The sequence below is a fragment of the Proteiniphilum sp. genome (genome assembly GCF_034927365.1).
Lineage (GTDB): Bacteria > Bacteroidota > Bacteroidia > Bacteroidales > Dysgonomonadaceae > Proteiniphilum.
The window spans coordinates 167,202-191,789 of record NZ_JAYFQD010000009.1 but is presented as its reverse complement, the minus strand read 5'-3'; the positions used below and the strand labels follow the sequence as shown (position 1 = coordinate 191,789).

Genomic DNA, 24,588 nt, shown 5'->3' with positions numbered 1-24,588 from the left:
ATATTCTTAAATTTGTAGAAGAAAAATTTATATACTAAGAGAGATAGTATACAAGAATGAGACGCATGGGGTACTTTTTGTGCAAATTCCGTTTCAACCTGACCTCTCATTCCGTTTTATCCTGACCTCCGGAATACTGTGACTCCTCTATAGAATAGTCCCTGGTAGGCATCTATTGTTAGAGATTTGCGGGGGTCAACATGCCGGAATATCCGCATCCTACCGTTCCGGCATGCTGATCTCACCCGGTTGCCGAAGGTCTTCCTCCTTTTGAGTTGTTCATGTTTTCAAGTAAAACATAAGTAAGCGACCGGTGAAGCACGTCTTTTCGATTCGTCATAAATTGATATAACTAGCCCTGAGTAGGATCAAAAAAGAAAGCCGGAATTATCCGGCTTTTTTAGTATCTCATATTTTTTTAATTAAACTCATTTTCATCGTATCTACATCTAAATCAACTTGTTTATATTCAATATCAGGTATATGCTTAGCATTATGTTTAACTAAATCAATATTTTCAGGACTTGTATTTTTACCAAAATAGATGCTTGTAAGTTTACCCAGAAAAGACTTTAATTCTCCTTTTTTTAGGCTGTCCTCACAAATTATATATGTCCTTAATTCATCTTCATATTCCCAATTCTTGAATTTTTGAATTATGAACTTTCCATTCGTCGAAACATTCAATGACAAATGACCGGTTTCTAATCTTTCAACTGTATCCAAAGTTGTTAAAGTATTCTCATACTTTACTTCTAACAATAGTCCTTTAACTTGTTCTTCATCAACTTCCCATTCTAAACAGACACCCCTATGACTATCGGCATAATGAGACCACATTATAATATTATCCATATTTTTTGAAAAGCAGCAAGCACAAAGTGTAGAAATGAGATCTCTATAAACATTTGTTCCAGTCTTATCAATTACAAAGCATTCGTGGGGATCATTTAAGTAAGATAACTTTGAATACCAATGTGTTTGAGTTCTTAAACTGTTTAACAGATTAATATTAATAGAATGATACTTGTATATTTTCATATTATTTTTTTACAAATGGATAGATTTCTTTTTGATTTCAGAAAAGTAAAAAGGGGAATTATCCAGCTTTTTCTGTTTCTATTAGTTCTTCAGGTAGTTTAAATGTTTGTTCAATATAATACATATTTTCCTTTACTGGATGAATTACACTATCTTCGGATAAATCTGATATATGCTTAATATCCCCATAAGTATAGAGAGTATATTTTCTTCTCCAAGCATCATATTTACATTCTACTTTATTTCCGTTCTTCAGGAATATTTATATTCTAATTCTTGTATCACGCTTACCAGTATATAGATCGTACTTTATATTATCAGGTCTCTTAATATATTGCTTTACTTCATCATTATATTTGAAGTCTGAAGTTTCCGCTAAATGTAAATCGCTTTATTATACCAAGCATCAAAATCTTTGTTATTAACTTTAATCGCCTGATCAAAACATGACAAAGCTTCTTCATATCGCTTTTGGATACTATGTATCTTACCTATATAAAACCAAGAATCACCTATTTTCTTGTCAATACCTAGGGACTTATTAAAATAATCAAGAGAAGTATCATAATCCTCTTGTCCAAAAGCAATAAGCCCTTTAGTATGCCATGCCTCTACATGTTTTGGCTCTAGTTCCAAAGTTTGATCTAAGCATTTTACAGCTTTCTCATACTCTTCTAAATCGAAATGTGCTAATGCCTTTTTATAAAATAATTCAGGATCGTTTTCTTCAATTTTAATAGCTTTACTAAAGCACTGTAATGCCTCTCGATACTTTTTTAAACAACACAAGTTTACTCCTCTAAAAGCCCATGTATCATAGATGCTAGAATCACAGTTTATTGATTTCTCAAAAGATTCTTCTGCTTTCTTATACATACCAAGACAATAATACGCCTCTCCTTTATTATACCAAGCGATTTCATTATAGGGGTCAAAGCCTAGTATTTGATCACATAAATTAATAGCCTTTCTGAAATGACCTTCAAAAAGTTCTTTATGCAAAGAACTCAATAATTGTTCTATTTCATTCTCTTTTTCAGCAGTAAAATCTACATTTTCCATCAGAAGCACAAAAGTTACTGGTATTTTCTATTTCATAAAGATATCCCCATCCCGATCTTTAATTCACCCAAACGTTTATAATTTCTCCGCATACTCATCTGTAGTTTTATATCCTTGTTCGGGATGATTATGGGTATATGGAAAACGTTTTTCCAATTTCCCCATCTTTACCATATTAGGAAAAATTTTATTTTTCAGATAGTCAACCGATTTACCTATTCTTATGGCAACCTCTTCCATTTTTATATAATTGTCCTTGCAAACCTGCATGATTTGCTTTTCCAATTCATCCTTATTCAAACGAGAGGTTACAACCTTCATCCCGGAGGTGTCAACCTTTGATTCGGAGGTGTCAACCTTTCTATCTGAGGTTACAACCTTTCTGTAATTTATATCACCAATAATCATTTGATTATCAGTATATTTATCTAATATTTCAACCTCTTTATCAGAGGTGTCAACCTTTATGTTCGAGGTTACAACCTTTGATTCGGAGGTATCAACCTTTCCTTTAATTTTATAGATAGTCCATCTTCCGTTATTATCCGATTCCAGATAATCTTCTGCACATAGTTTTTTCAATAATGAAGTTATATCTGCACTGTGCATATTCAGCACATATTGCAGTCGATGATTGGAAATAGAGCCTTCTATCAAGCAGAACGATAAAACAGTTAATTCATCAGAAGTTAAATGAGTTACGTCATTAAATAATGCATTTAATTCATTCAACACCGCTTCAGGAATAACATTAAACATGGGCAGTGTCAATTTTACACGGTCAGGTTGTGATTCAAGCTGTATAAATGGTTTTCGCCAATGTGACTCTCGCCAACCTTCCATTATTTTATCTACCCCACTTCCTGCTTTTTCTGCACGGCCTATCAGCATAAACATTTTTTGTAAAGATGGATTCCGACACTCACTCACCCCACCAGCATAATATTGCTGAATGGAAACCAATAAGGTGCCAGGATTGGAAAAAACAAACTCTTCAGCATTCAGTTCAATAATAATATTGCCACTTAAAGAATAGTCAGTATGAATCAACGCATTGACAAAAGCTTCACGGAGAGCAACGTGAGCGGGTGTTTCATCTACCCTTTCATCTTTATTCAACATAAAAGGCTTGGGTAGTGTGGAAGATAATTTAGGCCATACCCTCAGGTAAAATTGTAACAGGTTACATTCCCAACTCCCATCGGGATAAATCCGATCTGTCCATCTTACCTTTTGATCTGTGGATAACTGTTCCCTGAAATCCGGAAAATAATCCGGCAATGCTTCCTGTTCTTTAATACTATCTTCCTTCCCAAACATCAACAAGCCGGCCAAGGTAATTCCCTCTATGTTTGTTTTCCTGTCAATCCGATATGCTCCAATTTTTTTCAATAACTCCAAATCATCCAATACATGCCAAGGGTGTCCGGGGAAGGAGGAAAGAAACAATTGACGAAATTGTTTTAACGTGGTAGCATCTAAATCGGAAATGGTATAATATTCAAGAATAAGACTGTCCCTTTTCAATTCGGCACTGGAATCAGCCAACATTCTTTTTACTTCATCTTCCGTACATCTATAATCACCCTCATGGTTCCTTTTGTAAGTGTTACCAAAAGGGTTCCGTGTAAGATAAACAGGTCTTTCAGTTCTGCTTGCGAATGGGATGCGGAAGGCTAATATTTTTTTGTCTTTTGTTGTGATTACTTTCACATCTTTATTCGACAACAAATTCCGGCTCACGGTATTCGGATTATTACAATCATCCCAAAATTGTTTTTTATATTTCTTTATTTGTTCATCCGTTAATCCTTCGATATGAATACCGTTTTTCTTCTCTGCAATACCCAAAACAATAATCCCTGCATTGGTATTGGCAAAAGCGGAGTATGTTTTCCAAAACTCTTTTGGGAAACCATATTGAGCCGATTTATATTCAATTTCATGATATTCATTCGAGGGAAACTCTCCGTCAATTATACCAAAAATTGAAAGTTCTTCTTCAAAGTCAAATAAATTTAGTTGTAAGTCTCCCATCATAAATCAATTTTAAATCCGAACGTATCAAATACCTACAATAGATTTCACCTGGTTTGTTTGTCGATTCCCATAAGGACTCTTGTTTTTTCTCTTTTGCCGTATTATTAACTCAACTATATTTGGGCATCTGTTCAGCATGATAAAGGTCAGACAAACTTACATAAAAAAGTTGAGTTATATCCCACTTAATATGACTAATTACGCATATTATGCATGCACTATTTAGACAGTTTGAAAAAGAAGAATATAAATCACTCTTTTATTCTATACATCATTAAATCAGATAAGAGAATAGTGTCTGGTACTGCTCTTTGATGCCCTACATGACTAGTTATATCTGCTATTCTCCATTTCATATTTTCAAATTCGGGTTCAGTATTCTTTATTTCTAACTTGAAAACAACATAGTATTCTCCTCTTGGGATTTCCGGGTATTTTTTGTTTATCAGATCTTGTCTAGACATAATACGAGGACCTGATGTATCCATTTTAACAAAACGCTGTCCTAACGATCCATGTAGCAATAAATATCTTGCTGCTGTGAACTTTGAATCGAGTTTTAATGATCCACTTCCTGTACCTGTACGCGTATTGTACAAATTGGATTTTAAAATCCAGTCCAGATGCTCCTCGTTTTTATAATACCCAATCAGTACATAGGTTTCATTGGGTAACAGACCGCGGTTTTTACCATATGGTTCGGGAAGAGGTGCATTTAAATTAATTCCTTTTTTCTGCAGTACAGAATAAGAATGATAAGCCAAATTCTCTCGTTGGGATGTTCTATCCAGAAAGTTCTTGATTACATCATCCAGAAAAGAAATAAATTTTGTTATACCCAATTCACTATTTCTGGGAGATATCGCAAATGCTCCCAATCCTGGAATTATTTCATGAAAACCAGAGATTACTTTGTTTTCTGTTCCTGGATAAAGAATATATGCGCCGCTTGTCCGCCTAATGGCATCTTTATAAGCATGCATTTTTAATAAATCGGCTCTTTTATATGTGCCAAATTCTTCTTCGGTTTTAATCGTAGATAATTCATCTAGAGATATTTGATCGGAAGGAACTTCTTTCCCTAACAAAGATAACCGATCGACCCTATATTTGGCATCGAAATGTATATGTGTAATCAATTCTTCTCTTTCTGCCTGCTCACTTGTAATATTACCAGGCCAAATTGATAGAGTGTAATCGGGACGAAAACCTTGAGTCCAGCTTCCTGACGTCTGGTAATCCTTTGTATAGCTAAACACCCGATTATAAGAAAATTGAATATTTAGTTTTCGACTTTCGGTTTCATAGAGCCCTCCTAACACAATCGTTTTTCCTTGCTTCAATCCTAGATTTAAAGCTCCGTGTTTATTCTCAATAAGGTCCTCTTTATCTTTCGGCAATATTTGAAACTTTTTACTCAATACATCCAATAGTTTGAAGAATAACCAATATTCATAAAGTATGGCTACGTCTTTTTTGCCAGCATCATATACATTATCCCCTCCTCGCCAAGTCAATCTGGCAGCCATATCAAACATTAGCCACTTCTGATAAATCTCCCTATATCCCTCTTTTCTTTGTAAAACTGGACTATTAAGAGGAAGTATATTTACTTTTGATAGGTTACGAAATACCGGATAGGACAGATATATATTTAGCTTTTCACAGGCTTGCTCGGCTTCATCACTCAAACGCTCACTGGCATCAGGATGTCTTTGTATAGAAGAGCAAAAAGCTAAAAATGATTCCAACACATATCGTATAAAACGATTTTCTGGAATATCTACGGTTTCTTTCTTTGAGGTAATGGATATCTTTCTAGGGAGAGAGCTTAACGTACTTCTTAGAGTATGTCCTTCGGGTAAATTTATTCGGTCTGTGGAGCCTGCAAATTGTCTTAATGCATGAGAACCAAGTCGCTTTACATTGGATATATGCTTCTCTTCTTCAATTTCCATCCACTTCTTAGCTGGTGACAATTGTATGCGATGTAGGGCATCGGCAAAAGCTTCACTATCAATAATAGAACGAACAAAGGCAAAACGTTGATATTCAGCCCTAGGGTTTGTCGCAATATCCACTTCAAATTTTTGTGATACAGGAGAGCTTTGTGACATTAACAGTTCGGTACAATACTCTGTTATGTCTTCCAACATCTTTCTGTAATCATTTCTATATCCAGCCTTTGAAGAACGAATTTCAAAACATACATCGCCGACTTTATGGTTTCCTTCTCGTTCTAAGATATCGATATGATAGGTACCCACAAAAATCCCTGTAAAAATATAACCTCTAGAAATCTTATGGTTACTTTTGCTATTCGTAAGAAGGTCGTTATCCGCTAAGTAATACTTAAATTTATCCAATTCAAAATCATACCTACATCCTTCTTTTAACTGATAAGGAGCTTCACCATACTCTTTCGCATCGTCTACCTCAAACAGTGAATCTTCCTGCAGCGCAAAAATAGTCATGGTAATATTGTCATGATTATCTAAGGATATATGTATAGGTAATTCATTCATATATATCAAGCTTCAGCAAAACTCGTAAAACCGTTATCTTGAGCAATTCGAAACATCCGCCATATCTTTTCAGCAGACAAAGGATATCTCATGTTACTTTCTTCAGGGAATTGAGAAATAGTTTCTAGATTCTGCTTTTCGTCATTTACACATAAATTCCAGAGGGCTTTTAGCGTGGGTTCTATCTTTTTACGTGAGCCATGCAACTTTGGCAATAATTTCTGAATAATAGCGGCATCAATAATCTCATCTAGAGTCCACCCTGTCTTTAACTTTTGTCCCAATGATATAAATCGGAATAACTCATTTGCTGTTCTATATCCAAATTCAGCATGTATACTCTTCAATTCTAAAAAGAATTTTTTCAAGGTATCTATTATAGCTTGTCGGCTTTCAATGTTTTGATGATCTATAGTATTATTCGCAATTGTGACAAAGTCGGCTGATTGCAAAGCTCCTTTACCAATAATAGACTTTTTATCTTTGACTGCTGACTTCTGAAAGAAATCGTCTAAATCGCTAGGCATAATTCGGAACTCTATCACATTGGCACGGTCAAGCACTTTAGGACTAAACATATATGTTGTCTCATCTACATTGATAGTTCCGATAATAAACAAATTCTTTGGCAATTCAATACTCGCAGGGACATCATCGCTATCCTTCATTAATGGTATCTTTTCACCGGATTCCATCGCACTGAGAAAGTCAGCCAAGTATCTCTCGACATAACTGAGATTCATTTCATCCAAGATTAAGAAATAGGGTTTATCTTTATTTGCATTGGCTTTGAACAGAAGTTCCAATGCTCCATTATCTGGCATTACATATTTACCCGGTTTAATGGCATTAGGATATCCCAATAAAAACTCTCGATTGGTCCAATCTGCCCCTATGGGGACCACACATACTTGTTCATCATTATTCTCACAGATCCATTTTGCAAAACAAATAGCTAATTGGGTTTTCCCTGAACCAGACAATCCGCTCAATATAACAAATGGTTTTGTTAATAATGACAAGACAAAACGAGTCACCAATTGGTTGGAGAAGACTAATCCTGTTGATTGTAAATCTGTGGTAAAGGTGTTCAAATCAAATGGAGGTTGTTTCACTTTTGATTTTATATCGATAGGCTTTGTTTCTATTGTTTTTAAATTTCTCTTTAACTTTATTGGTTTTGAATTTATGGCATTATCTAAAGTCACCTTATACTCCTGGATTAAGTTTTTTAGATCAGACTCGATAGACTTAAAATCTAATTCTTTTGATGTATCATAAATATTATAAACAAAGGAACTCCCATATCTATCGGGAACAATTCCCTTTGATTTAAAATAGTCTTCTATCGTTTCTTTTTCATCATTCATTATATTCCACTCAATACTTGGTAGATATTTTTCACTTATTCCATAAGCCAATATCAAAGTATCATGCTTTTTGTAAAATAAAAATACAGGATAAATGCCTTTACTTGTTGTTTGATTTTCTGCTAAAAACGAAATCCAAGGGACGCGTGAGACTACACCTTGTCCAAAACTAACTTTTACCTTCAATCCTTCAAAAGTCTTAAGATAATCCTTGTTTTTCAAATTAGAGGTATGAGCCTGTTCTATAAAACGCTCTAATAATTCTTTAATAGGTTCTTGTGATCCAGTCATAGATTCTTTTGTTACTATTGTAAATCCATTCTCTTCAAGTATTTTAAAGCAAGGAGTCCCTATCCCTCCTTCAAATTCACTTCTGTCCAATGCTACACCGTTAGCAAAAATATTGGCATAGGATAATACTAATTTAGGTGGAAATCTTCTGCCTTCATAAAGTACATCATAAGTAGAAGAATGCGCTTGTGGTGGAATTCCTTCTTTCTCAATCTTATGAATAGCTTGAACGATATGTTCTGGCTTAATATTCTTAGGTAAATCTTTCATAAATAATCTCTAACTACGCTTTAACTACAAAAATATAATATTCTGTTCATATTATCATGTATTAGATGATCTTTATTCTCTATAGCTGTAGGAGGCAGAAGCTATCTTTAAACCGCTGAAAAACGAGCATTCGTTCTACTTCTCTCCTATCCTCCTCGCTCTCCCGACGGGTACTCCTAAGATTATTCTTTGATAAATGCTTTATTATCAAAAACCGGGTAGAAGGGAGGGTAAGAACAGGAATCTAACAATAGTCTAATCAATGTCTAACAAATCTAACCGGACTATCCTAACGAATCTAATATAGAACTAAAGATTAAATGGCCACCTATGCCGTGAGTGCATATCACCAGAATATCTAAATACGAATTTGCTACACAAACAAAATGGATAAGTTCAATCTATTAGAATATATTCTGTTACCTTTGTTTACGAATCGTATAAGAAAGATGATAACCGCAAAAGAAATAATAAATGGCACTATAAATGACACTGTAAATGGCACTGTAAAATTTAAGACTATAAATGAAGAGGTTGCTTTGAACTGATAAAATTAAAATCGGATTTAATGAATTATTACTATTGAAATACAATAAGTAGTTTCCTACAAAGAAGCACTGACGAAATCATTGGTTCAATTACCCGCGCCAATGAATTTGATGTGACATTTTTTCAAAACAAATCATGGGAACTGCAAATACCCATTCTAAAAAATGCTTTACAGGATTTTCAAGGAGAAATCTTTTTTGAGTTCTCCATTCCACGGATGGGGAAAAGAGTCGATACGCTTCTCATCATTAAAAATATAGCTTTCGTAGTAGAATTTAAAGTGGGTGAAAGTCATTTTTTAAACTCCCACATCGAGCAGGTTTGGGATTATGCTTTGGACCTAAAAAACTTTCACAAAACAAGTCACAATGTTGTTTTAGTCCCTATTTTGATTGCGACTGAGTCCAAGACATCTTTTACGGAGATTGTCCTTACTTCACACAATGACAACCTGACATTGCCTGTAAAAATTAACAGCAAAGGGCTGAAAGAGGTTATTCAAAATGCCTTATGCTTCTTTTCTGACGAACCGGAAATAAATATACCCGAATATGTGGATGGAGGATATATGCCCACACCGACTATCATCGAGGCGGCTGTATCTCTCTACACAAGCCATAGCGTCGAAAATATTACTCGAAGCGATGCAAGTGCGAAGAACCTGACATTGACTACAGATAAAATATCTGAAATAATTGATATTGCCCGAAATGAGCATAAGAAAATCATTTGCTTTGTTACGGGTGTTCCGGGAGCAGGGAAGACGCTTGTCGGGTTAAATGTGGCCACTTCTCACCTCGACAATGAAAATGGAAATGCAAGCGTTTATTTGTCAGGGAATAAACCATTGGTGGATATATTGCAAGAAGCATTGGCAAGAGACAAAGTACAGAGAGAACGAGAAGAAGGCATCAAAATAACGAAAACAAGTGCCAAGCAGGCGGTCAAGACATTCATCCAGATTATACATCACTACAGGGACGAATATCTGAAAAATCAAGAAGCTCCATATGATCATGTCGCCATTTTTGATGAAGCGCAACGGGCATGGAATAAAGAGCAGACCGTCAAATTCATGAAGCAGAAAAAAGGTATTCCCGATTTTGATTATTCAGAACCGGAATTTCTGATTTCATGCTTAGACAGACATAAAGATTGGGCTGTCATTATCTGTTTAGTGGGAGGTGGACAAGAAATTAATACCGGAGAAGCAGGTATCTCCGAGTGGCTTCACGCGATAGATACAACTTTTTCGGATTGGAGTGTCTATATTTCACCTAATCTCACTGATTCGGAATATGCGGCTATGGATACAATTCGAATTTTGGAGGATAAAGGTAAGGTCCATTTTAGCGAAGACCTACATTTATCTGTCTCAATGCGCTCCTTCCGAGCAGAGAAATTATCTTCGTTTGTCAAGAATATTCTGGATATCGAAATAGAGAAGGCCAAAGAAGATTTTTTACAGATTGCTGAAAAATACCCAATCGTATTAACCCGCGATATCCTGAAAGCAAAACAATGGCTCAAAGAAAAAGCAAGAGGAAGCGAGCAGTACGGTATTGTTGTTTCTTCACAGGCATTGCGGTTAAAGCCATTTGCTATTGATGTGAAAACACCGATGAATCATGTCAATTGGTTCCTGGATGGCAAAGACGATGTCCGTTCTTCTTTTTATTTGGAAGATGTCGCCACTGAATTTCACATCCAAGGTCTGGAATTAGACTGGAGCTGTGTTGTCTGGGACGGCGATTTACGGTATTCTCCAACGGGTTGGAAAACATTCTCCTTCAAAGGCAATAAATGGCAGAATATCCATCATATTGAGCGTAAGAAATATTTGCTAAATGCCTATCGGGTTTTACTCACTCGTGCAAGGCAAGGAATGGTGATTGTTATTCCTGAAGGGAATGAGGAAGATCATACCCGTAAAAAAGAGTATTACGACGGCACATATAATTATTTGAAAGGAATCGGATTAGAAACAATATAAATATCGTCTTGGCTCCCTACCCGATTCCCTATAGGTATATAGTGTCTGTTTAACCATTCTGATGCCACCGGAATGTCCGTATCCTGTCATTCCGGCATGTTGACCCCAGCAAATCTCTGATAAGAGAGACTACCTGATACGATCTCTACCTTCTTCACTCTCGCGATTGTCTGCTCTTGAACCGTCATGTTAATATTCTAAAGATAGCAACTGTCAAGTATTCCTTGACAGTTCATAAAGAAGTTACACCTCAAAAAAATCTTGAGAAGAACAAAAAAATTCAAACAAGTCTAAATATGATATCAGATAAAGGGATTAATAATACGCAACGACTTATTTACAGACAATTGATGTTGCATATCTTCAGAATACAAGACATCACATCCTCCTTGAATCGCCGAAGCTACAATAACAGCATAGAAAAGTTGGAATTGATACTGTTTTATCAATAAAGAAGCACTGGATAATGTTGTAGGTAAAATAGGTATAATATTGCATCCTCCAAAAAGATTCGCCGCATGAATTAATAAATCTTCCTTGGTCATCGGTAAAAGTCGTCGCAATGTATTCAAACACTCCGAAATCACTTGACCCGGAATTTGAGGTTTCTCACTTAACAAGTCTAGAGCAATATTCCTTTTTCCGGAATTACTACTATCGTACAAATAGATCAATACATTTGTATCTAATGCTGCCTTATGACCCTTCATAATTGTTTGCTTCATTACGGTCAAATTTAAATTTGCTCAAATCCAGAAGCAAAGGAGCGGTTAAAGCCTCAATACGCCGACGGTATTCCTTCTTATCATACGTTGAATCCGTAAAAGAGATAAAATCCTTGCCTTGTTGTAAATTTTCAAGCATCTTCTTTTCTTTATCTATCACGACCCTATACGTAGATTCGGATTCATTTACCATCATCTTTTCCTGAGAAGGTTGTTGTATCAACTCTTCAATTTGCCGGACACATTGTTTCTTTTGCTCCCGGGACATAGCATTCCATTTCACGATAGTCATATCGTCCACTTCTATCATAATCTTTGCCATATCTCTAAAAATCAAAAGTTTCAATTACGAATACAAATATAATAAAGAGAACTTAAAAGACTACTTTTTTAACAAAAGAATCGATAGAACAAATTTTCTCGACCCTGTATCAACCCCTGACAATAATGCTCTTATTTTATGCTTTGAGGTGTTAAAGCCGAGTTTGGTCAAAAAGAAATAGACTATTATATAACCTGCAAAACGCCTTCCCCTAATAAAGACTTTGCTAAAAGGTGCGCTCACAGATGAAAACAATAGCCAAGAAATATTCATGAAAGGGATTCTATTTTGCGTTGCTAGCTCTTGAAATAATCTGCCACATTTCCAGGAAAAGATTTTTCCGATATTGTAAAAAGCATATCTCATTACACGTTCCAACAATTCCACATCACGGATCTTGTGTCGTTGTACGGTATCTCTCAAGATGACGGATGAGTAGATGTCATAAAGGAGAAATCATTTCTATAGGTGAGAAGGTAGTGGCACTATAAATGGCACTGTAAATGGCACCGTAAATGGCACTGTAAATGGCACCGTAAATGGCACTGTAAATGGCACTGTAAAATTAATGGCTATAAATGAAGAAATTGTTTTTGAACTGATAAAATCAGAAAAAGGATTATCAACTCCTGAAATTTCAGAAGATGTTAGGAAAAGCCTTCGGATTTAACAGTGGAGTAATATCCCAACTTGTGTAGCTTGCCAGGATATTATCGTAGGAAACCATTTTGAGTGTCTGTAAAACCGGATCTTTAAGCGACCGGGGCAACGTCTTATCCTGAAGCAATTTTTCAAATAGATCCATCATATCAAAGCGGGACTCGCTATAATCCATACAATTGAAATCGTCAATCATCGAATACCAACTATCCTGTTTGAAGTGATTGTTGAGGGTGACGATCAAAGGATATAGACGAGTTGCTATCACTGACCTTCAAAATTCATCCGCACCCACATCGTAAGGTTGCTTCCTGTCCTGCCGGTCAAAATCTATCGAGGGAACCATGGTGGTGGTGCCCTTGTCGATTGCTGGGCTGGAAGCTTTCAAATGAAAATCGAATGCAGCCGGATCCTTGAAATAAGTGGTATACTGGCCCACGGAAATCTGGATATTGTTTTCTGCTACCCTACCGGATGAATTGCCGGAAAGATTCGGAGAGATATTATTCCGGATGAAATTTCCGATGGGCTGTGTTCCGTTTTTGTGGTTAAATACGCCGATCCAGGGTCTCATAGTATCGCCATTGTCCCTTTTCACCACTGTGTTATTGACAATATTGCAATTGATGGCGCCATACACCGAAATGCCATGCCAGTGGTTGGTAATGATGATATTATTTTCTATCAACAGATTCTCAAACATTCCGTCGAAGAACCCGATCCCCTGCACGCCTGCCATCTTGAAGGGCTGGTTATCATCCTTATGGGTCAGGAAATAGTTTCCCCTGATCTGGAGATCTTTCACAACTCCGGTACCCACTTTGCCATCCGCCCCGACGGACCAGGACTGGACAAAATCGTAGTGCCATTCATCATTCGTATACACTTGAAGGAAATTCTGAATGGTGGTATATTCCATGACACATCCGTCACTCAGCATATGTACCCCGTCACCGGTTATGTATTCAATAAGGCAACCACGCACTATATTGCTATTTGCATTGGAAAACAGGGTGACTCCAGTCTTCACATTCCGGATTCGGTTATCCTCGAACAGGCACTCTTTCGAACTCCTACTTGAAATTCCGTTATAGATCTTTGTATTATCCCTCAAGTCATCCCTTGACCAGGTCGTGATCTTTTCGTCGGTCGATGCAATGTCGCAATCCCGGACTACAATATGATCGCTTCCGGTAATATTTACGATCGCGGCATTCCCAGCCACATTGCCCAATGCCGGATTTACTTGCACACCGGACAAAACCCAATGCGACGCGTTGTTGAATTGTACTCTTCCCAATAAGGGCGAAGCTCCTAAAAGTGTAAATAGATGGATTGGATTGAGATTTTTTTTCATTTCCGTAGTCATTACAGATTGCATAAAATGGATGGAAAGGGGTTACTACCTTGCGGGTTCACTCCTAAGTGTAATTTGTTTGTGACGGAAAGATAGGAATAAATATTTAACCGCTCGGTCGATTTTGTGACAAATTTCGGAATTAGTTCCACGCGAGCTATTTGATAAGTTGGTTCTTGAAGAGATGATTCAGAGGAGCATTACAAGACAATCTGACACTGCAAAGTTGCAGCATTTCAAAGCAAACGGCTCCGGATCTCAATGAGTCCGGAGCCGTTTTAAAGTTGTTGTGCGATTGGATTAATCAATCACTGTGACAAATTCTTCTTTGGGTGTGCGAACCTTTTTGAGGTTTACCAGCCAGTCGTGTTGCTCATCCCTGTAACCGATGGGCAGGATAACGACACTCTTTAAACCCAATGCTTCAAGTCCGAGGATTTCGTCCAACTTGGCGGAATCAAATCCTTCCATGGGGGTGGCATCGACCTGTTGTTCTGCCGCCGCGGCAATCGCTAACCCGAAGGATATATAGGCCTGCTTGGCGGTGTGGTTCTTGTGCCACTCCTCGCCCAATGACTGATAATTGGCCCAAAGCGACTGGCCATATTCGTCGGACGCATTATCGGGCAAACCGCGTTCCCTGGATGTCTTTGTCATCACATCACCGATCTTTTCAGATGAATAGCTGTCCCATGCAGCCCAGACGATCAGGTGGGAGCAGTCGGTGATCTGGCTCTGGTTGAAAGCGGCTCCTTTTATCTTTTCAAGCACCTCCTTGTCGCTGATGACAAAAATTCGGTAGGGTTGTAATCCCGATGATGAAGGGGCCAGCCTTGCGGCTTCGAGGATGTAATCGAGTTTCTCTTTCTGAACGGTCTGCCCATTCATTTTCTTGGTGGCATAACGCCAGTTCAGGTTGTTTATTAGTGACATACTTTTTTAATTTGATTTTTGCTGTAATTTTTTTTGATAAAATCGTTTTGATGATGCAAAATTAACTATATTTGCTATATAAAAGTAACCACTATACTTATGTATATCAATATACTTTGGTATAGTAACAACAAAATCAAGCATATATGAATCATGTGATTGAACTGAATAAGGCAAAGCAATGTGCCGGCAATTATGTACTGGCCATCAATGATACGCTGAATGTTGTCAGCGGTAAATGGAAGCTACCCATCATCGGGGCACTGCTTTTCGGCAAGAAACGCTTCAAGGAGTTGGAAAGGAATATCCCGAAGATCACCCCGCGGATGTTGTCGAAAGAGTTGAGGGACCTGGAGGTGAACGGTATTGTGACAAGGACAGTATATGATACAGTGCCGGTGACCGTTGAATATGAACTGACAAAATCGGGGCAGTCGCTCACCAAAGTGCTGGACGTCATGGTGGAATGGGGATTGCAACACCGGGAGAATACAGTAGGAAAGGCAGTATAAACTGTAGTTGTTATATATGGTACAACCCGGAAATGTACCTTGACTAAAACATGGGTACGATGTACGGGAAGATGTAAAAACTGAAGTTATTATAGTTCACAGATGGACAACTATTTAAACAAAACATGCAACAGTTGCATCAAGTTTGACGAATATGAGACGAAACTCAATTGCCGGGATGTGGCTGAAAAAGAGATATTCGATATTTTCAGGCGGCTGGATGTTCCCATGAATGAGCAGGCGATCCTGGTACGGACCATTAACCGGGAAAACATCTGCTGGTCCAGTTTTAAATCGGTACTCTCTAACCTTATCCGCCACAAATAGCATCAGTAGGGACAGGAAAGCCATACTTGTGTAGCGGGTCTTCTAAAACTGGAAATAGATAAAAGGCACAAGGTCTGCAATCGAAAACTGGTAGATGGCAAACACGGTAATCACGACCAATAGGGCCTGCACTGGTTGCGGCAACAGGGCAAATGAATAGCGGTAGCGCCGTTTGAACTTGTCCGGCAGCCAGTGTATGAGCATGCCCAGGGCAAAGAGCCCGAAGATTTTATATTGTTCAGCGATGATCGTGTTTATCAACGACCAATCCCATGTACCCCCAATTTTTGCCACCATGTTTTTTGCGGTCTCCCAGGCTTCCTCGTTGGCCCTGGCGGGATCGAGATTGGACCCGGAGCGGAAAAACAAACGGGTAAAGGTGATAAAGACAAAGGTCATCAGGACCGACCAGGCATTACTAAGCCAGGGTTTCAGCTCTTTCCCGAATAACGCACACACCCCTTCAACCAAAGTGCCGAAAAAGAAAATGCCGCTCCACACCACCGCAATCATGAAAATCGGTTTGGGAATATAATAATGGAGTATGACAAAAAACAGAAAGACCACAGCCATGATTATATTTTTACGTCGGACCGTATATTTCCGCCAGAACTTGAACAACACCACGCCTGCACCGTTCAGTCCTCCCCAAATCATAAAATTCCAACTTGCCCCATGCCAGATACCACCCAGCAACATGGTATTCATCACATTGATATTGGTATTGATTGTTTTCCGTGCTTTTGGGAAGAAGACAATCATTACCGCCAATAGCACCATTATACCACCAACAGCGATCGTTACCCACAGGATATGGGACAATAATATTACTACCAAACCGATAATTCCCAATATGAGGTAAGTGGCTACGGTGGCGTTGCGATTACCGCCCATGGGGATATAGAGGTAATCGGTCAGCCATTTGGAGAGGGAGATATGCCACCTCTTCCAGAAATTGGCCGGGTCGGGCGCCTTGTATGGCGAATTGAAGTTCTTCGGGAGATAGAAGCCCATCAGCATGGCCGTACCAATAGCGATGTCGGTATAACCGGAGAAGTCGGCATATACTTGGAGCGAGTAGACAAACAGCCCCATCAGATTCTCAAATCCGGTGTACATCAACGGATTCGTAAATACGCGGTCGATAAAATTCACAGCCAAATAGTCGCTGAGGATCATTTTCTTGACCAGCCCGTTCAATATCCAGAATATCGCGATGCCAAACTGTTTCCTGGTCAGAAAGAACGGCTTGTATATCTGTGGTATGAACTCGTTGGCACGTACGATCGGGCCGGCGACCAGTTGAGGGAAAAAACTGACGTAGAAGCCATAATCAAGTATATTCTTCACCGGTTTCACCTTGCCGCGGAAGATATCAACCGTATAGCTGATGGTCTGGAAAGTATAGAATGAGATACCTACCGGCAGAATAATCTTATCGACCGTAAAATGGCTCCCCGTCCAGTTGTTCGCCCACAATGCAAGGTAATTGACTACTTGCACATCACTTTGCATCAAATTATTGTAGACATCGGTAAAGAAGTAGGCGTACTTGAAATAAAACAAAAGCACCAGATTGATCGTAATGCTCAATGCCAGGAAGAGTTTTTTCCTCCCTTTTGTCGCTGCCTTGTAGATAAGGTGCCCCAGTGAGAAGTCCGACAAAGTGGTGAATAACAGGATCATCACGAACAACCCGCATGTCTTGTAATAGAAAAAGAGGCTGACGGCAAAAAGGAACGCACTCCGCATCAACCGTTTCCTGCCGGTAAAACTAAGTAATGCCATGACCAAGGCAAAGAATACCCAAAAATCGAACTGTGTAAACAGGAACGGATGTTCGGGATTGAAGGTGAGAAACCGGCTAGCGTAAGCTAAAATATCATTCCACATGTTGCGCGTGATCTTGAGCGGTTGAATATTGCAGATAATCACGCATCAGGGCGTTGTAGACCAAATCACCCAACAGCATGTAACCTTGCGGCGTAAAGTGTACTTTGTCGCGTCGACTCAAACCGTGCTGCTCCCACTTACGCATCGATCCTAGTCCCCCCATCAGGGAAAAGAGATCCCAGACCCCCGCCTTATGGTAATCGGCAAGGGAATAGAATGCCTTTTGTGCCAGGGCCCCGTTTTTATTGTTTTGATAACTGCGTTTCACGCGCCGGTAGCTATCGTTATTGGTGGTGAAGAGTATCACACAGTCGGGCGCAACCGAACGAATACGGCGAATCAGTTCCTTATAATTCTCCTGAAAAAGATTGACGTCGAAGTTATATCCACTGGCGTCGTTGATACCGACCGAAAGAATACATAGGTCGGGCTTCACCAGGGCCAGATCCTGTTCGAGGAGTGAACATTTCAGGTAAGAGGGCACACTTGCCCCATTGACGCCGATATCGACATAACTGATGCCGGGTTGGGGATTGTCGAGCCAGAAGCCCCGCAGACGAAAGTCGGCCGTTGTTCCGGTCAGATCCGGGTTGTTCTCAAAGCGAAGCCTAAATGAATCGACCTTGCAGGGCAGGTGATAGACATAAGCCTGATAAACAGGATCGTACTCACCGGTAAAGCAGGAGTCCATTGTCTCGACACAAGGAGTGAGTGGCGCGTCGTTATTTGCCAGCACATATACAGAAGAGAAAGTCCTGATGGTATCATTGAGTGGATTGATGGTATCACCTTTCATCTGAATGAAGATGGTAGCCGCAGGATCTGTCGTGCCCACGCACATCCCCGTCAGCCCCAATTCATAAACAGGGTTACGCTGCACATTCTTTGCCACCTGCCATTTACCCGTATACCGGCTACGGTAATTGACCGGGTTATTGGTTTTGGCAACCGAAAAAGGAAAAATCATATCCCTATTGACAGAAGGGAAGACAGACGCAAGATTCCGCCTTATCTGGTTGGAGAACATGCCGGCTTGTATGTGAGACCCGCCGATATGCAGGATATTGACGTGCCCCTTGCCGGAAAGGCGGAGGGTGTCAAGTTTACTGAAAAAATGAGTGAAAACCGCCTTATCGCCCATTGGATAATAGATCGAATCGGCATTCAGGTTGAAGACAGGCAGATCCGGGATTGGCTTCAATGTATTGTCGGCATGCAACGGTCGATTACCACATGCCACCATCAAAAGCACGATAAGGAAACGAAAGGTGCGTTGTAATCTCATAGAGTCTCTGTCATAAATTCTCTTACTAAATCGGGATTGCAAGTCTGGCGCAACCTGTAAAACTGATAATAGACCATAAAGGCATCGGACAACGCGACGGCTATCTCTTTGGCGCCCAAATCGGTAAAATGGATATAATCCGTACTTGCCCATGGCGGTGAGTGATCGACCCAGGCACTCATTGAGTTACGGCCCCCCATCACGTGAAACATATCCCAATAGACGGCATTATTGGCCATGACTGTCCGGCGCAACGAGTCGTTCATCGCCGGCAGGTAGGGATAGGTCTTCATCTCTCCGTCGATACGCTTTGCCATATCGGAAGGACCGATGAACATTATCAATGCTTCGGGATTGGCTCCCTGTAAACGTTTTATCTGACGTGAAATCATCTCCATATAACGTGAAATCGATTTTTCACCACCTATCTGCGGCATCATGTTGCCCCCGTATTGCATCAATATCATCCTGACATTCATCGCACTATACGACTGAGCGATGACAGTGGAATCCAGCGAGGTGAAGATTGTACCGGAGCAACCGCGCATCGGCACGTTATCCACGCTAACACCGGACTTTCCTTCCAGCGATATGCCGTAGATTTCAGCGGTACCGCTCATCGAAAGGGAAGTACCCGACACAGGCGTGTCAAAATCCCAAACAAGCGTGTTGACACCCTTGCCGGCCTGTTCAATGCTTCTAACCACACCGTTGCATGTGGCCGTGAAGCCAGGCTCGTTATTTCCCAGAAGGAGTATTACTCTCGAGAATTCCTTCACATTCGGCTGTGTCTGCTTGTAACCGGCTGCCCGTAATGAGACTGTGGCGCTGCCGTTAAGCTGCGAAAAGCTGGCCAGCAAGCCATAACGCCTGTGTGAAGTCCTGATATTGGTGGTGTCTCCGTAGATTGCATAGCGACTCAGGTCCCCGGAGTAAGATTGACTCACGGAAACGGATGGAATCGGCTGTATAGCGGGCACAATGCCTGCCCCTTGGCCTCCGAACAGCGTTTGCAGGGCCTGACGAAAAGTGCTTGAGATACGGTCCATCTCTATCTGGGAATCGCCGTAATGAGTAATATGGACAGCCTGCTCCCCGGCGCGGGCACTGTCCAGAAGTGAAAAGAAGCGATCCAGGAAAGTGTAATCATTACCCGGCAAATAAAAACGTGCGGAATTATTCGAAATATAATCCTTGAAAAAGAGCAAACTATCTTCTACCTCTTTGATTTGGGAGAGGTCGGCTTCCCGTTTCAGGTCCGCAAGCGTCTTCTCCACATCGATGACCGTATCGGTTTTTATTGAGAATATCGACTGGGGCGAAGGAAAGTCCAGCTTCACTTCAGCTACCTGAATACCGTCTTCAGGCATCACAAATCCGATAGCGGCCAGCAATAGAAATACGCAGAGAATAAAAAGAAATATCTTTTGAAATTTCATCTTAACTAGATCCAACTTTTCAGCGGGCAAAGGTATATAAAAAACGCAATATATCCGTTATCCCCAAAACAGATTAATTTGCCACTGAAAAATCATTATTTTAGGGTATTGCACCGTACTTCGCAAGGAAGTAATTTTATTTTTTAATTGGTATACTCCGCAAGGAGAAGAATATTTAAGTCATAACAGCAAGAATTATGGTGATGGTCAATCATTTAAATTCGGCATGCGATAATTGCAGGAAACATGCTGAACATGAGAAAAGGCTTTATTGTATGAACGTGGCAGAACGGGAAGTTTTTGATATTTTCCGAATCTTGGGGGTTCCCATGAATGAACAGGATATTCTGGTTCAGACAATCAACAAGGAGAACACCTGCTGGTACAATTTAAAAACATTGCTGGATACGCTCCTTATCCGCAATAAATAGGATAAATGCCACAATAACAGAAGGAAACCATGTGGATCATGGACGGGCGACCGAATCGTCACTCCATATTTAATTTCTCCTTCAAAGATGTTTGTTTTGATTATATAATACTTATATTTGTCGAATTATTAACATGATAATATTCAGTATTTATGGAATCTACAATGGGACAAATTATCTGGTTTGCTTTTGATTTTGAGGTGAATTGTTTTATGAAATGTGATGGACGTTCACTCCCCATCAATGTATATACAGCGTTATTTTCATTGCTGGGCACCAAGTATGGCGGGGATGGAGTGAATAGTTTTAATATCCCTGATTTAAGCACCGAAACGGGTTCTTATCAAATCTGTACCGAAGGGTATTACCCATCCCGCAGGTAATGTATTTTTTTAATTAAGGGGTATAGGTTTTCTGTATCCCTTATTTATTCCGATATTTATTCAGAGTTCTTATAAACATTTAAAATTCACAGTTATGTATGTCGTTTCACGTAATATGAAGGTTGCGAAAGATATTTCGGAATCAGTCTTAGAGGATCTTACCCTCCCCTCCAGAGTTAACAAAGCAGAAGGTTTTATACGCCGGGAAGTGTTAGTCAATAAAGAAGCCGACGATTTTGATATTATAAAGGTGCTTGTTTACTGGAAAGACAAGGCATCCCAGGAAAAATGGCATGCCAGTAAGGAGCATTCGCAGTCGCATATAGATAAGCATAAACTGAGGAAAGAAATGGGCAAAGCTCCGATAAGCCGTAAAGAACTGAATATGACTTTTGAGGAATTTGAGTTGATCTCAACGTTAAGCGCTGAGTAAATGAAAAAGTTTTTCTTTATTTTCTTGTTATTTTGCGGGTATATCAATGCCCAGACGCTGGATCTGCAACAAGCGGAAAATATATTCAAGCTGCCGGTACATTGTATAGAGGTTGAATATCCCAATAAGTTGGGACAGGTATTGGGCAGTGCGGATGATCTGAGAAGCCCTAAAGAGTTGCGTCCTATCTTTTATGGCTGCTTCGACTGGCACTCTTCTGTACACGGCTATTGGTCTATAATAAGATTATTGAAGGACTATCCTCAGTTGGATGCCTCAGGAGAAGTGAGAACTATCCTGAACAGGAATATCACACCGGAGAATGTAGCTGTAGAATTGGCTTTCTTTGAAGACCGTAATAACCGGAATTTTGAACGTACCTATGGATGGGCCTGGTTGTTTCAATTACAGAACGAATTATCTTCATGGAATGATCCCGATGGGCGACGATGGGCTCAAACGCTAAAACCATTGGCTGACATCCTGGTGAAGAGATTAGAGGAATATTTACCGAAGCTCTACTACCCTATCCGTACCGGACAACATGACAATACGGCTTTCGGCCTCTCTTTATCTATTGATTATGCACGCTCTGTAGGCGATAAGCAGTTTGAAGAATTAATAGCAGGGCATGCCACCAGATTATATGGGACTGACATAAATTGTAATCTCTCTTACGAACCCAGCGGTAGTGATTTTCTCTCCCCTTGTCTTGAAGAAGCCTTACTTATGAGTAAAGTGCTGAACAGGCAGGAATGCCGTATATGGTTAAAGAAATTCCTGCCGGAGATATTCAATCCTGATTTCTCGCTTGAACCCGGTAAAGTTTCAGATCGCACCGATGGTCATCTGGTTCATCTCGACGGATTAAATTTCAGTAGGGCGACCTGTCTCTATATTATCTCGAAAAAGCTGCCTGAACTGGCTTATCTGAGAAAAATAGCGGATAATCATCTCAACTATTCTCTCGGAAATATCACCGATGATGATTATATGGGCAGCCATTGGCTGGGCTCTTTTGCCCTTTATGCACTCATGAATAAATAAATCACCAATAAATAAATCACCAGGCAAGCACTGAATAAGTCAACCGAACAAGTATACAAGACCGGTACAGGTCAAATAATCCTTAATCCGTAATCACAATATTCACGGCATTCATCCCTTTTTTACCCCGTTCCAGTTCGAAGGTGACCTTATCGCCTTCATCGATATCGGCAGGAGCGCTGCTGATATGGAAGAAGAATTTATCCATATTGGCGGCACTCTTGATAAATCCATACCCTTTATTGCGATCGAAGTACTCCACACGCCCTTTGTTGGGTTCAAGTTCTTCCGTATCCTCCTTTTTGGGGGTAGACACAATGATATCCTCAATGTCAATCTCCTCCTTTCTGAATGGATCGGGCGGAGTGTCGGTAATCACACCGTTTTTATCTACATAAGCAATCATATCGTCCATAGAACTGGAGCCTGCAGCTTTGCGTTCCTCTTTCCGTTTTTGCTTCTCTAAACGTTTTTCCTGTTTTTTCTTTTCTACGTCTCTTTTATTATACGAAACCGGTTTAGCCATATTTATACCTTAAATATCTTTTTTATTGAATGAATGGTTGTTATTCAACTCGCCACGACAAGCGTTTTACCTGTCAGCTTCTGGATGTCTTTCAACATATCCCGCTCTTCGTCGGCACAGAAAGTGACGGCAGTACCGCTGTTTCCAGCCCTACCCGTACGTCCGATACGATGCACGTAAGTCTCGGCCACATCGGGGAGATCATAATTGATAACCAGTTCCAGATTATTAATATCGATCCCTCTGGCTGCTATGTCCGTTGCGATAAGAGTTTGTATCTTGTTCAATTTAAAATCGGAGAGCGCCCTTTGTCTGGCATTCTGCGATTTATTTCCATGAATGGCTGCACTGTTGATACCGGATTTAGTCAGTATCCTTGCAATCTTGTCTGCGCCATGTTTAGTACGGGAGAATATCAGTACCGATCTCTTTTTATCTTTTTTCAGCAGATCGATCAATAAATCCTTTTTCTCCGGTTTCTCTACAAAATAGATATACTGCTCGATGGTGTCGACGACCGATGAAACCGGTGCCACTTCCACCCTGACCGGCTTATGCAGGATAGAGCGTGAGAGATCCGCTATGGATGACGGCATCGTAGCCGAGAAGAAAAGGGTTTGCTTCACCCTGGGCAATTGCGGCAACAACCGCTTGATATCATGGATGAATCCCATATCCAACATCCGGTCCGCTTCATCCAGCACGAAATGACGGATAGCCTGGAGAGAGACAATCTTCTGGTTCATCAGGTCGAGTAATCGTCCCGGAGTGGCGACTAATATATCGACCCCCCTGTTCAGTTCATTCACCTGGGCATTCTGCTTCACACCTCCGTAAATCACGCAATGACGGAGACCCGTATAGCGGATATAATCGCCCAGACATTCGTTGATCTGGATAGCCAGTTCACGTGTGGGTGTCAAAATCAACGCCCTGATCTCTCTTTTTCTACTTTGCGACTTATTCAGATAGAGGTGCTGTATGATGGGAAGTACAAAAGCTGCGGTCTTTCCTGTGCCGGTTTGTGCCAATCCTAAGATATCACGGTTATCAAGTGCGGGGGCAATAGCTTGTTGTTGTATTGGTGTAGGAGTTGTATGTCCTTTTTCGTTAAGAGCCCTCAATACCGGCTCTATAAGAGATAATTCTTTAAATATCATGTTTTAATTTTAGA

22 protein-coding genes are annotated in these 24,588 nt (G+C 40.0%); 7 read left to right on the top strand and 15 right to left on the bottom strand.

The features are described 5' to 3' along the window. Window positions 1-408: 408 nt before the first annotated feature. From VB073_RS06945 to VB073_RS06925, 5 genes are all read right to left on the bottom strand, one after another. Window positions 409-855, bottom strand: coding sequence for a DUF2971 domain-containing protein (locus tag VB073_RS06945; RefSeq protein ID WP_323403429.1), 447 nt, complete (start codon window positions 853-855; stop codon window positions 409-411). A gap of 561 nt (window positions 856-1,416) precedes the next feature. Beyond that, window positions 1,417-2,103 carry a tetratricopeptide repeat protein gene (locus VB073_RS06940; protein ID WP_323403428.1) on the bottom strand — a complete coding sequence of 229 codons (687 nt, stop codon included), beginning with the start codon at window positions 2,101-2,103 and terminating at the stop codon, window positions 1,417-1,419. A gap of 75 nt (window positions 2,104-2,178) precedes the next feature. Continuing rightward, the gene (locus tag VB073_RS06935) at window positions 2,179-4,143 is read right to left on the bottom strand and encodes an RNA-binding domain-containing protein (protein ID WP_323403427.1); all 1,965 of its coding nucleotides are present in this window, start codon (window positions 4,141-4,143) and stop codon (window positions 2,179-2,181) included. A gap of 251 nt (window positions 4,144-4,394) precedes the next feature. Beyond that, window positions 4,395-6,668, bottom strand: a complete 2,274-nt coding sequence (locus tag VB073_RS06930; protein WP_323403426.1) for a DUF2357 domain-containing protein — start codon at window positions 6,666-6,668, stop codon at window positions 4,395-4,397. 5 nt (window positions 6,669-6,673) lie between these two features. Further along, window positions 6,674-8,599, bottom strand: coding sequence for an McrB family protein (locus VB073_RS06925; protein ID WP_323403425.1), 1,926 nt, complete (start codon window positions 8,597-8,599; stop codon window positions 6,674-6,676). 661 nt (window positions 8,600-9,260) lie between these two features. Between VB073_RS06925 and VB073_RS06920 the strand changes: the two genes are divergently transcribed. Next, window positions 9,261-11,141, top strand: a complete 1,881-nt coding sequence (locus tag VB073_RS06920) for a DUF2075 domain-containing protein (protein WP_323403424.1) — start codon at window positions 9,261-9,263, stop codon at window positions 11,139-11,141. A gap of 302 nt (window positions 11,142-11,443) precedes the next feature. Here VB073_RS06920 and VB073_RS06915 read toward each other — a convergent pair whose 3' ends face one another. From VB073_RS06915 to VB073_RS06895, 5 genes are all read right to left on the bottom strand, one after another. Beyond that, a complete protein-coding gene (locus VB073_RS06915) occupies window positions 11,444-11,866 on the bottom strand; it encodes a PIN domain-containing protein (protein WP_323403423.1) in 423 nt (140 codons plus the stop codon). Then, entirely contained in the window at window positions 11,838-12,188 is a 351-nt protein-coding gene (locus VB073_RS06910; RefSeq protein WP_323403422.1) for a hypothetical protein, read from the bottom strand. The genes VB073_RS06915 and VB073_RS06910 overlap by 29 nt, the downstream gene beginning before the upstream one ends. A 637-nt stretch (window positions 12,189-12,825) precedes the next feature. Then, window positions 12,826-13,116, bottom strand: coding sequence for a hypothetical protein (locus tag VB073_RS06905; protein WP_323403421.1), 291 nt, complete (start codon window positions 13,114-13,116; stop codon window positions 12,826-12,828). Window positions 13,117-13,122: 6 nt separating this feature from the next. Then, window positions 13,123-14,205 carry a right-handed parallel beta-helix repeat-containing protein gene (locus tag VB073_RS06900; RefSeq protein WP_323403420.1) on the bottom strand — a complete coding sequence of 361 codons (1,083 nt, stop codon included), beginning with the start codon at window positions 14,203-14,205 and terminating at the stop codon, window positions 13,123-13,125. Between the two features lie 300 nt (window positions 14,206-14,505). Continuing rightward, entirely contained in the window at window positions 14,506-15,138 is a 633-nt protein-coding gene (locus tag VB073_RS06895; RefSeq protein WP_323403419.1) for an NAD(P)H-dependent oxidoreductase, read from the bottom strand. A gap of 146 nt (window positions 15,139-15,284) precedes the next feature. Between VB073_RS06895 and VB073_RS06890 the strand changes: the two genes are divergently transcribed. Together VB073_RS06890 and VB073_RS06885 are read left to right on the top strand one after the other, a co-directional pair. Next, entirely contained in the window at window positions 15,285-15,650 is a 366-nt protein-coding gene (locus VB073_RS06890; RefSeq protein ID WP_323403418.1) for a helix-turn-helix domain-containing protein, read from the top strand. A 102-nt stretch (window positions 15,651-15,752) separates the two neighbouring features. Beyond that, on the top strand, window positions 15,753-15,977 hold the full coding sequence (locus VB073_RS06885) for a hypothetical protein (protein ID WP_323403417.1): 225 nt from the start codon (window positions 15,753-15,755) through the stop codon (window positions 15,975-15,977). Window positions 15,978-16,019: 42 nt separating this feature from the next. Here the strand turns inward: VB073_RS06885 and VB073_RS06880 are convergent, their stop codons facing one another. From VB073_RS06880 to VB073_RS06870, 3 genes are read right to left on the bottom strand one after another with little or no spacing between them, the layout of a single operon-like run. Next, window positions 16,020-17,870: an MBOAT family O-acyltransferase gene (locus VB073_RS06880; protein ID WP_323403416.1), complete on the bottom strand. Its 1,851-nt coding sequence runs from the start codon at window positions 17,868-17,870 to the stop codon at window positions 16,020-16,022. Next, window positions 17,860-19,155: a GDSL-type esterase/lipase family protein gene (locus tag VB073_RS06875; protein ID WP_323403415.1), complete on the bottom strand. Its 1,296-nt coding sequence runs from the start codon at window positions 19,153-19,155 to the stop codon at window positions 17,860-17,862. The genes VB073_RS06880 and VB073_RS06875 overlap by 11 nt, the downstream gene beginning before the upstream one ends. Next, the gene (locus VB073_RS06870) at window positions 19,152-20,594 is read right to left on the bottom strand and encodes a hypothetical protein (protein ID WP_323403414.1); all 1,443 of its coding nucleotides are present in this window, start codon (window positions 20,592-20,594) and stop codon (window positions 19,152-19,154) included. Before VB073_RS06870 ends, VB073_RS06875 begins: the two co-directional genes overlap by 4 nt. Before the next feature lie 275 nt (window positions 20,595-20,869). On the opposite strand from VB073_RS06870, the gene VB073_RS06865 reads away from it, so the two are divergent. From VB073_RS06865 to VB073_RS06850, 4 genes are all read left to right on the top strand, one after another. Next, the gene (locus VB073_RS06865; RefSeq protein ID WP_323403413.1) at window positions 20,870-21,025 is read left to right on the top strand and encodes a hypothetical protein; all 156 of its coding nucleotides are present in this window, start codon (window positions 20,870-20,872) and stop codon (window positions 21,023-21,025) included. 152 nt (window positions 21,026-21,177) lie between these two features. Next, window positions 21,178-21,408 (top strand): phage tail protein, encoded by a 231-nt coding sequence (locus VB073_RS06860; protein WP_323403412.1) that lies wholly within the window; start codon window positions 21,178-21,180, stop codon window positions 21,406-21,408. Between the two features lie 94 nt (window positions 21,409-21,502). Continuing rightward, window positions 21,503-21,841, top strand: coding sequence for an antibiotic biosynthesis monooxygenase (locus tag VB073_RS06855; RefSeq protein ID WP_323403411.1), 339 nt, complete (start codon window positions 21,503-21,505; stop codon window positions 21,839-21,841). Further along, window positions 21,842-22,888, top strand: coding sequence for a DUF2891 domain-containing protein (locus tag VB073_RS06850; protein WP_323403410.1), 1,047 nt, complete (start codon window positions 21,842-21,844; stop codon window positions 22,886-22,888). Between the two features lie 82 nt (window positions 22,889-22,970). Here VB073_RS06850 and VB073_RS06845 read toward each other — a convergent pair whose 3' ends face one another. Together VB073_RS06845 and VB073_RS06840 are read right to left on the bottom strand one after the other, a co-directional pair. Continuing rightward, window positions 22,971-23,414 carry a cold shock domain-containing protein gene (locus VB073_RS06845; protein WP_323403409.1) on the bottom strand — a complete coding sequence of 148 codons (444 nt, stop codon included), beginning with the start codon at window positions 23,412-23,414 and terminating at the stop codon, window positions 22,971-22,973. A 44-nt stretch (window positions 23,415-23,458) separates the two neighbouring features. Continuing rightward, on the bottom strand, window positions 23,459-24,574 hold the full coding sequence (locus VB073_RS06840; RefSeq protein ID WP_323403408.1) for a DEAD/DEAH box helicase: 1,116 nt from the start codon (window positions 24,572-24,574) through the stop codon (window positions 23,459-23,461). Window positions 24,575-24,588 lie beyond the last annotated feature (14 nt).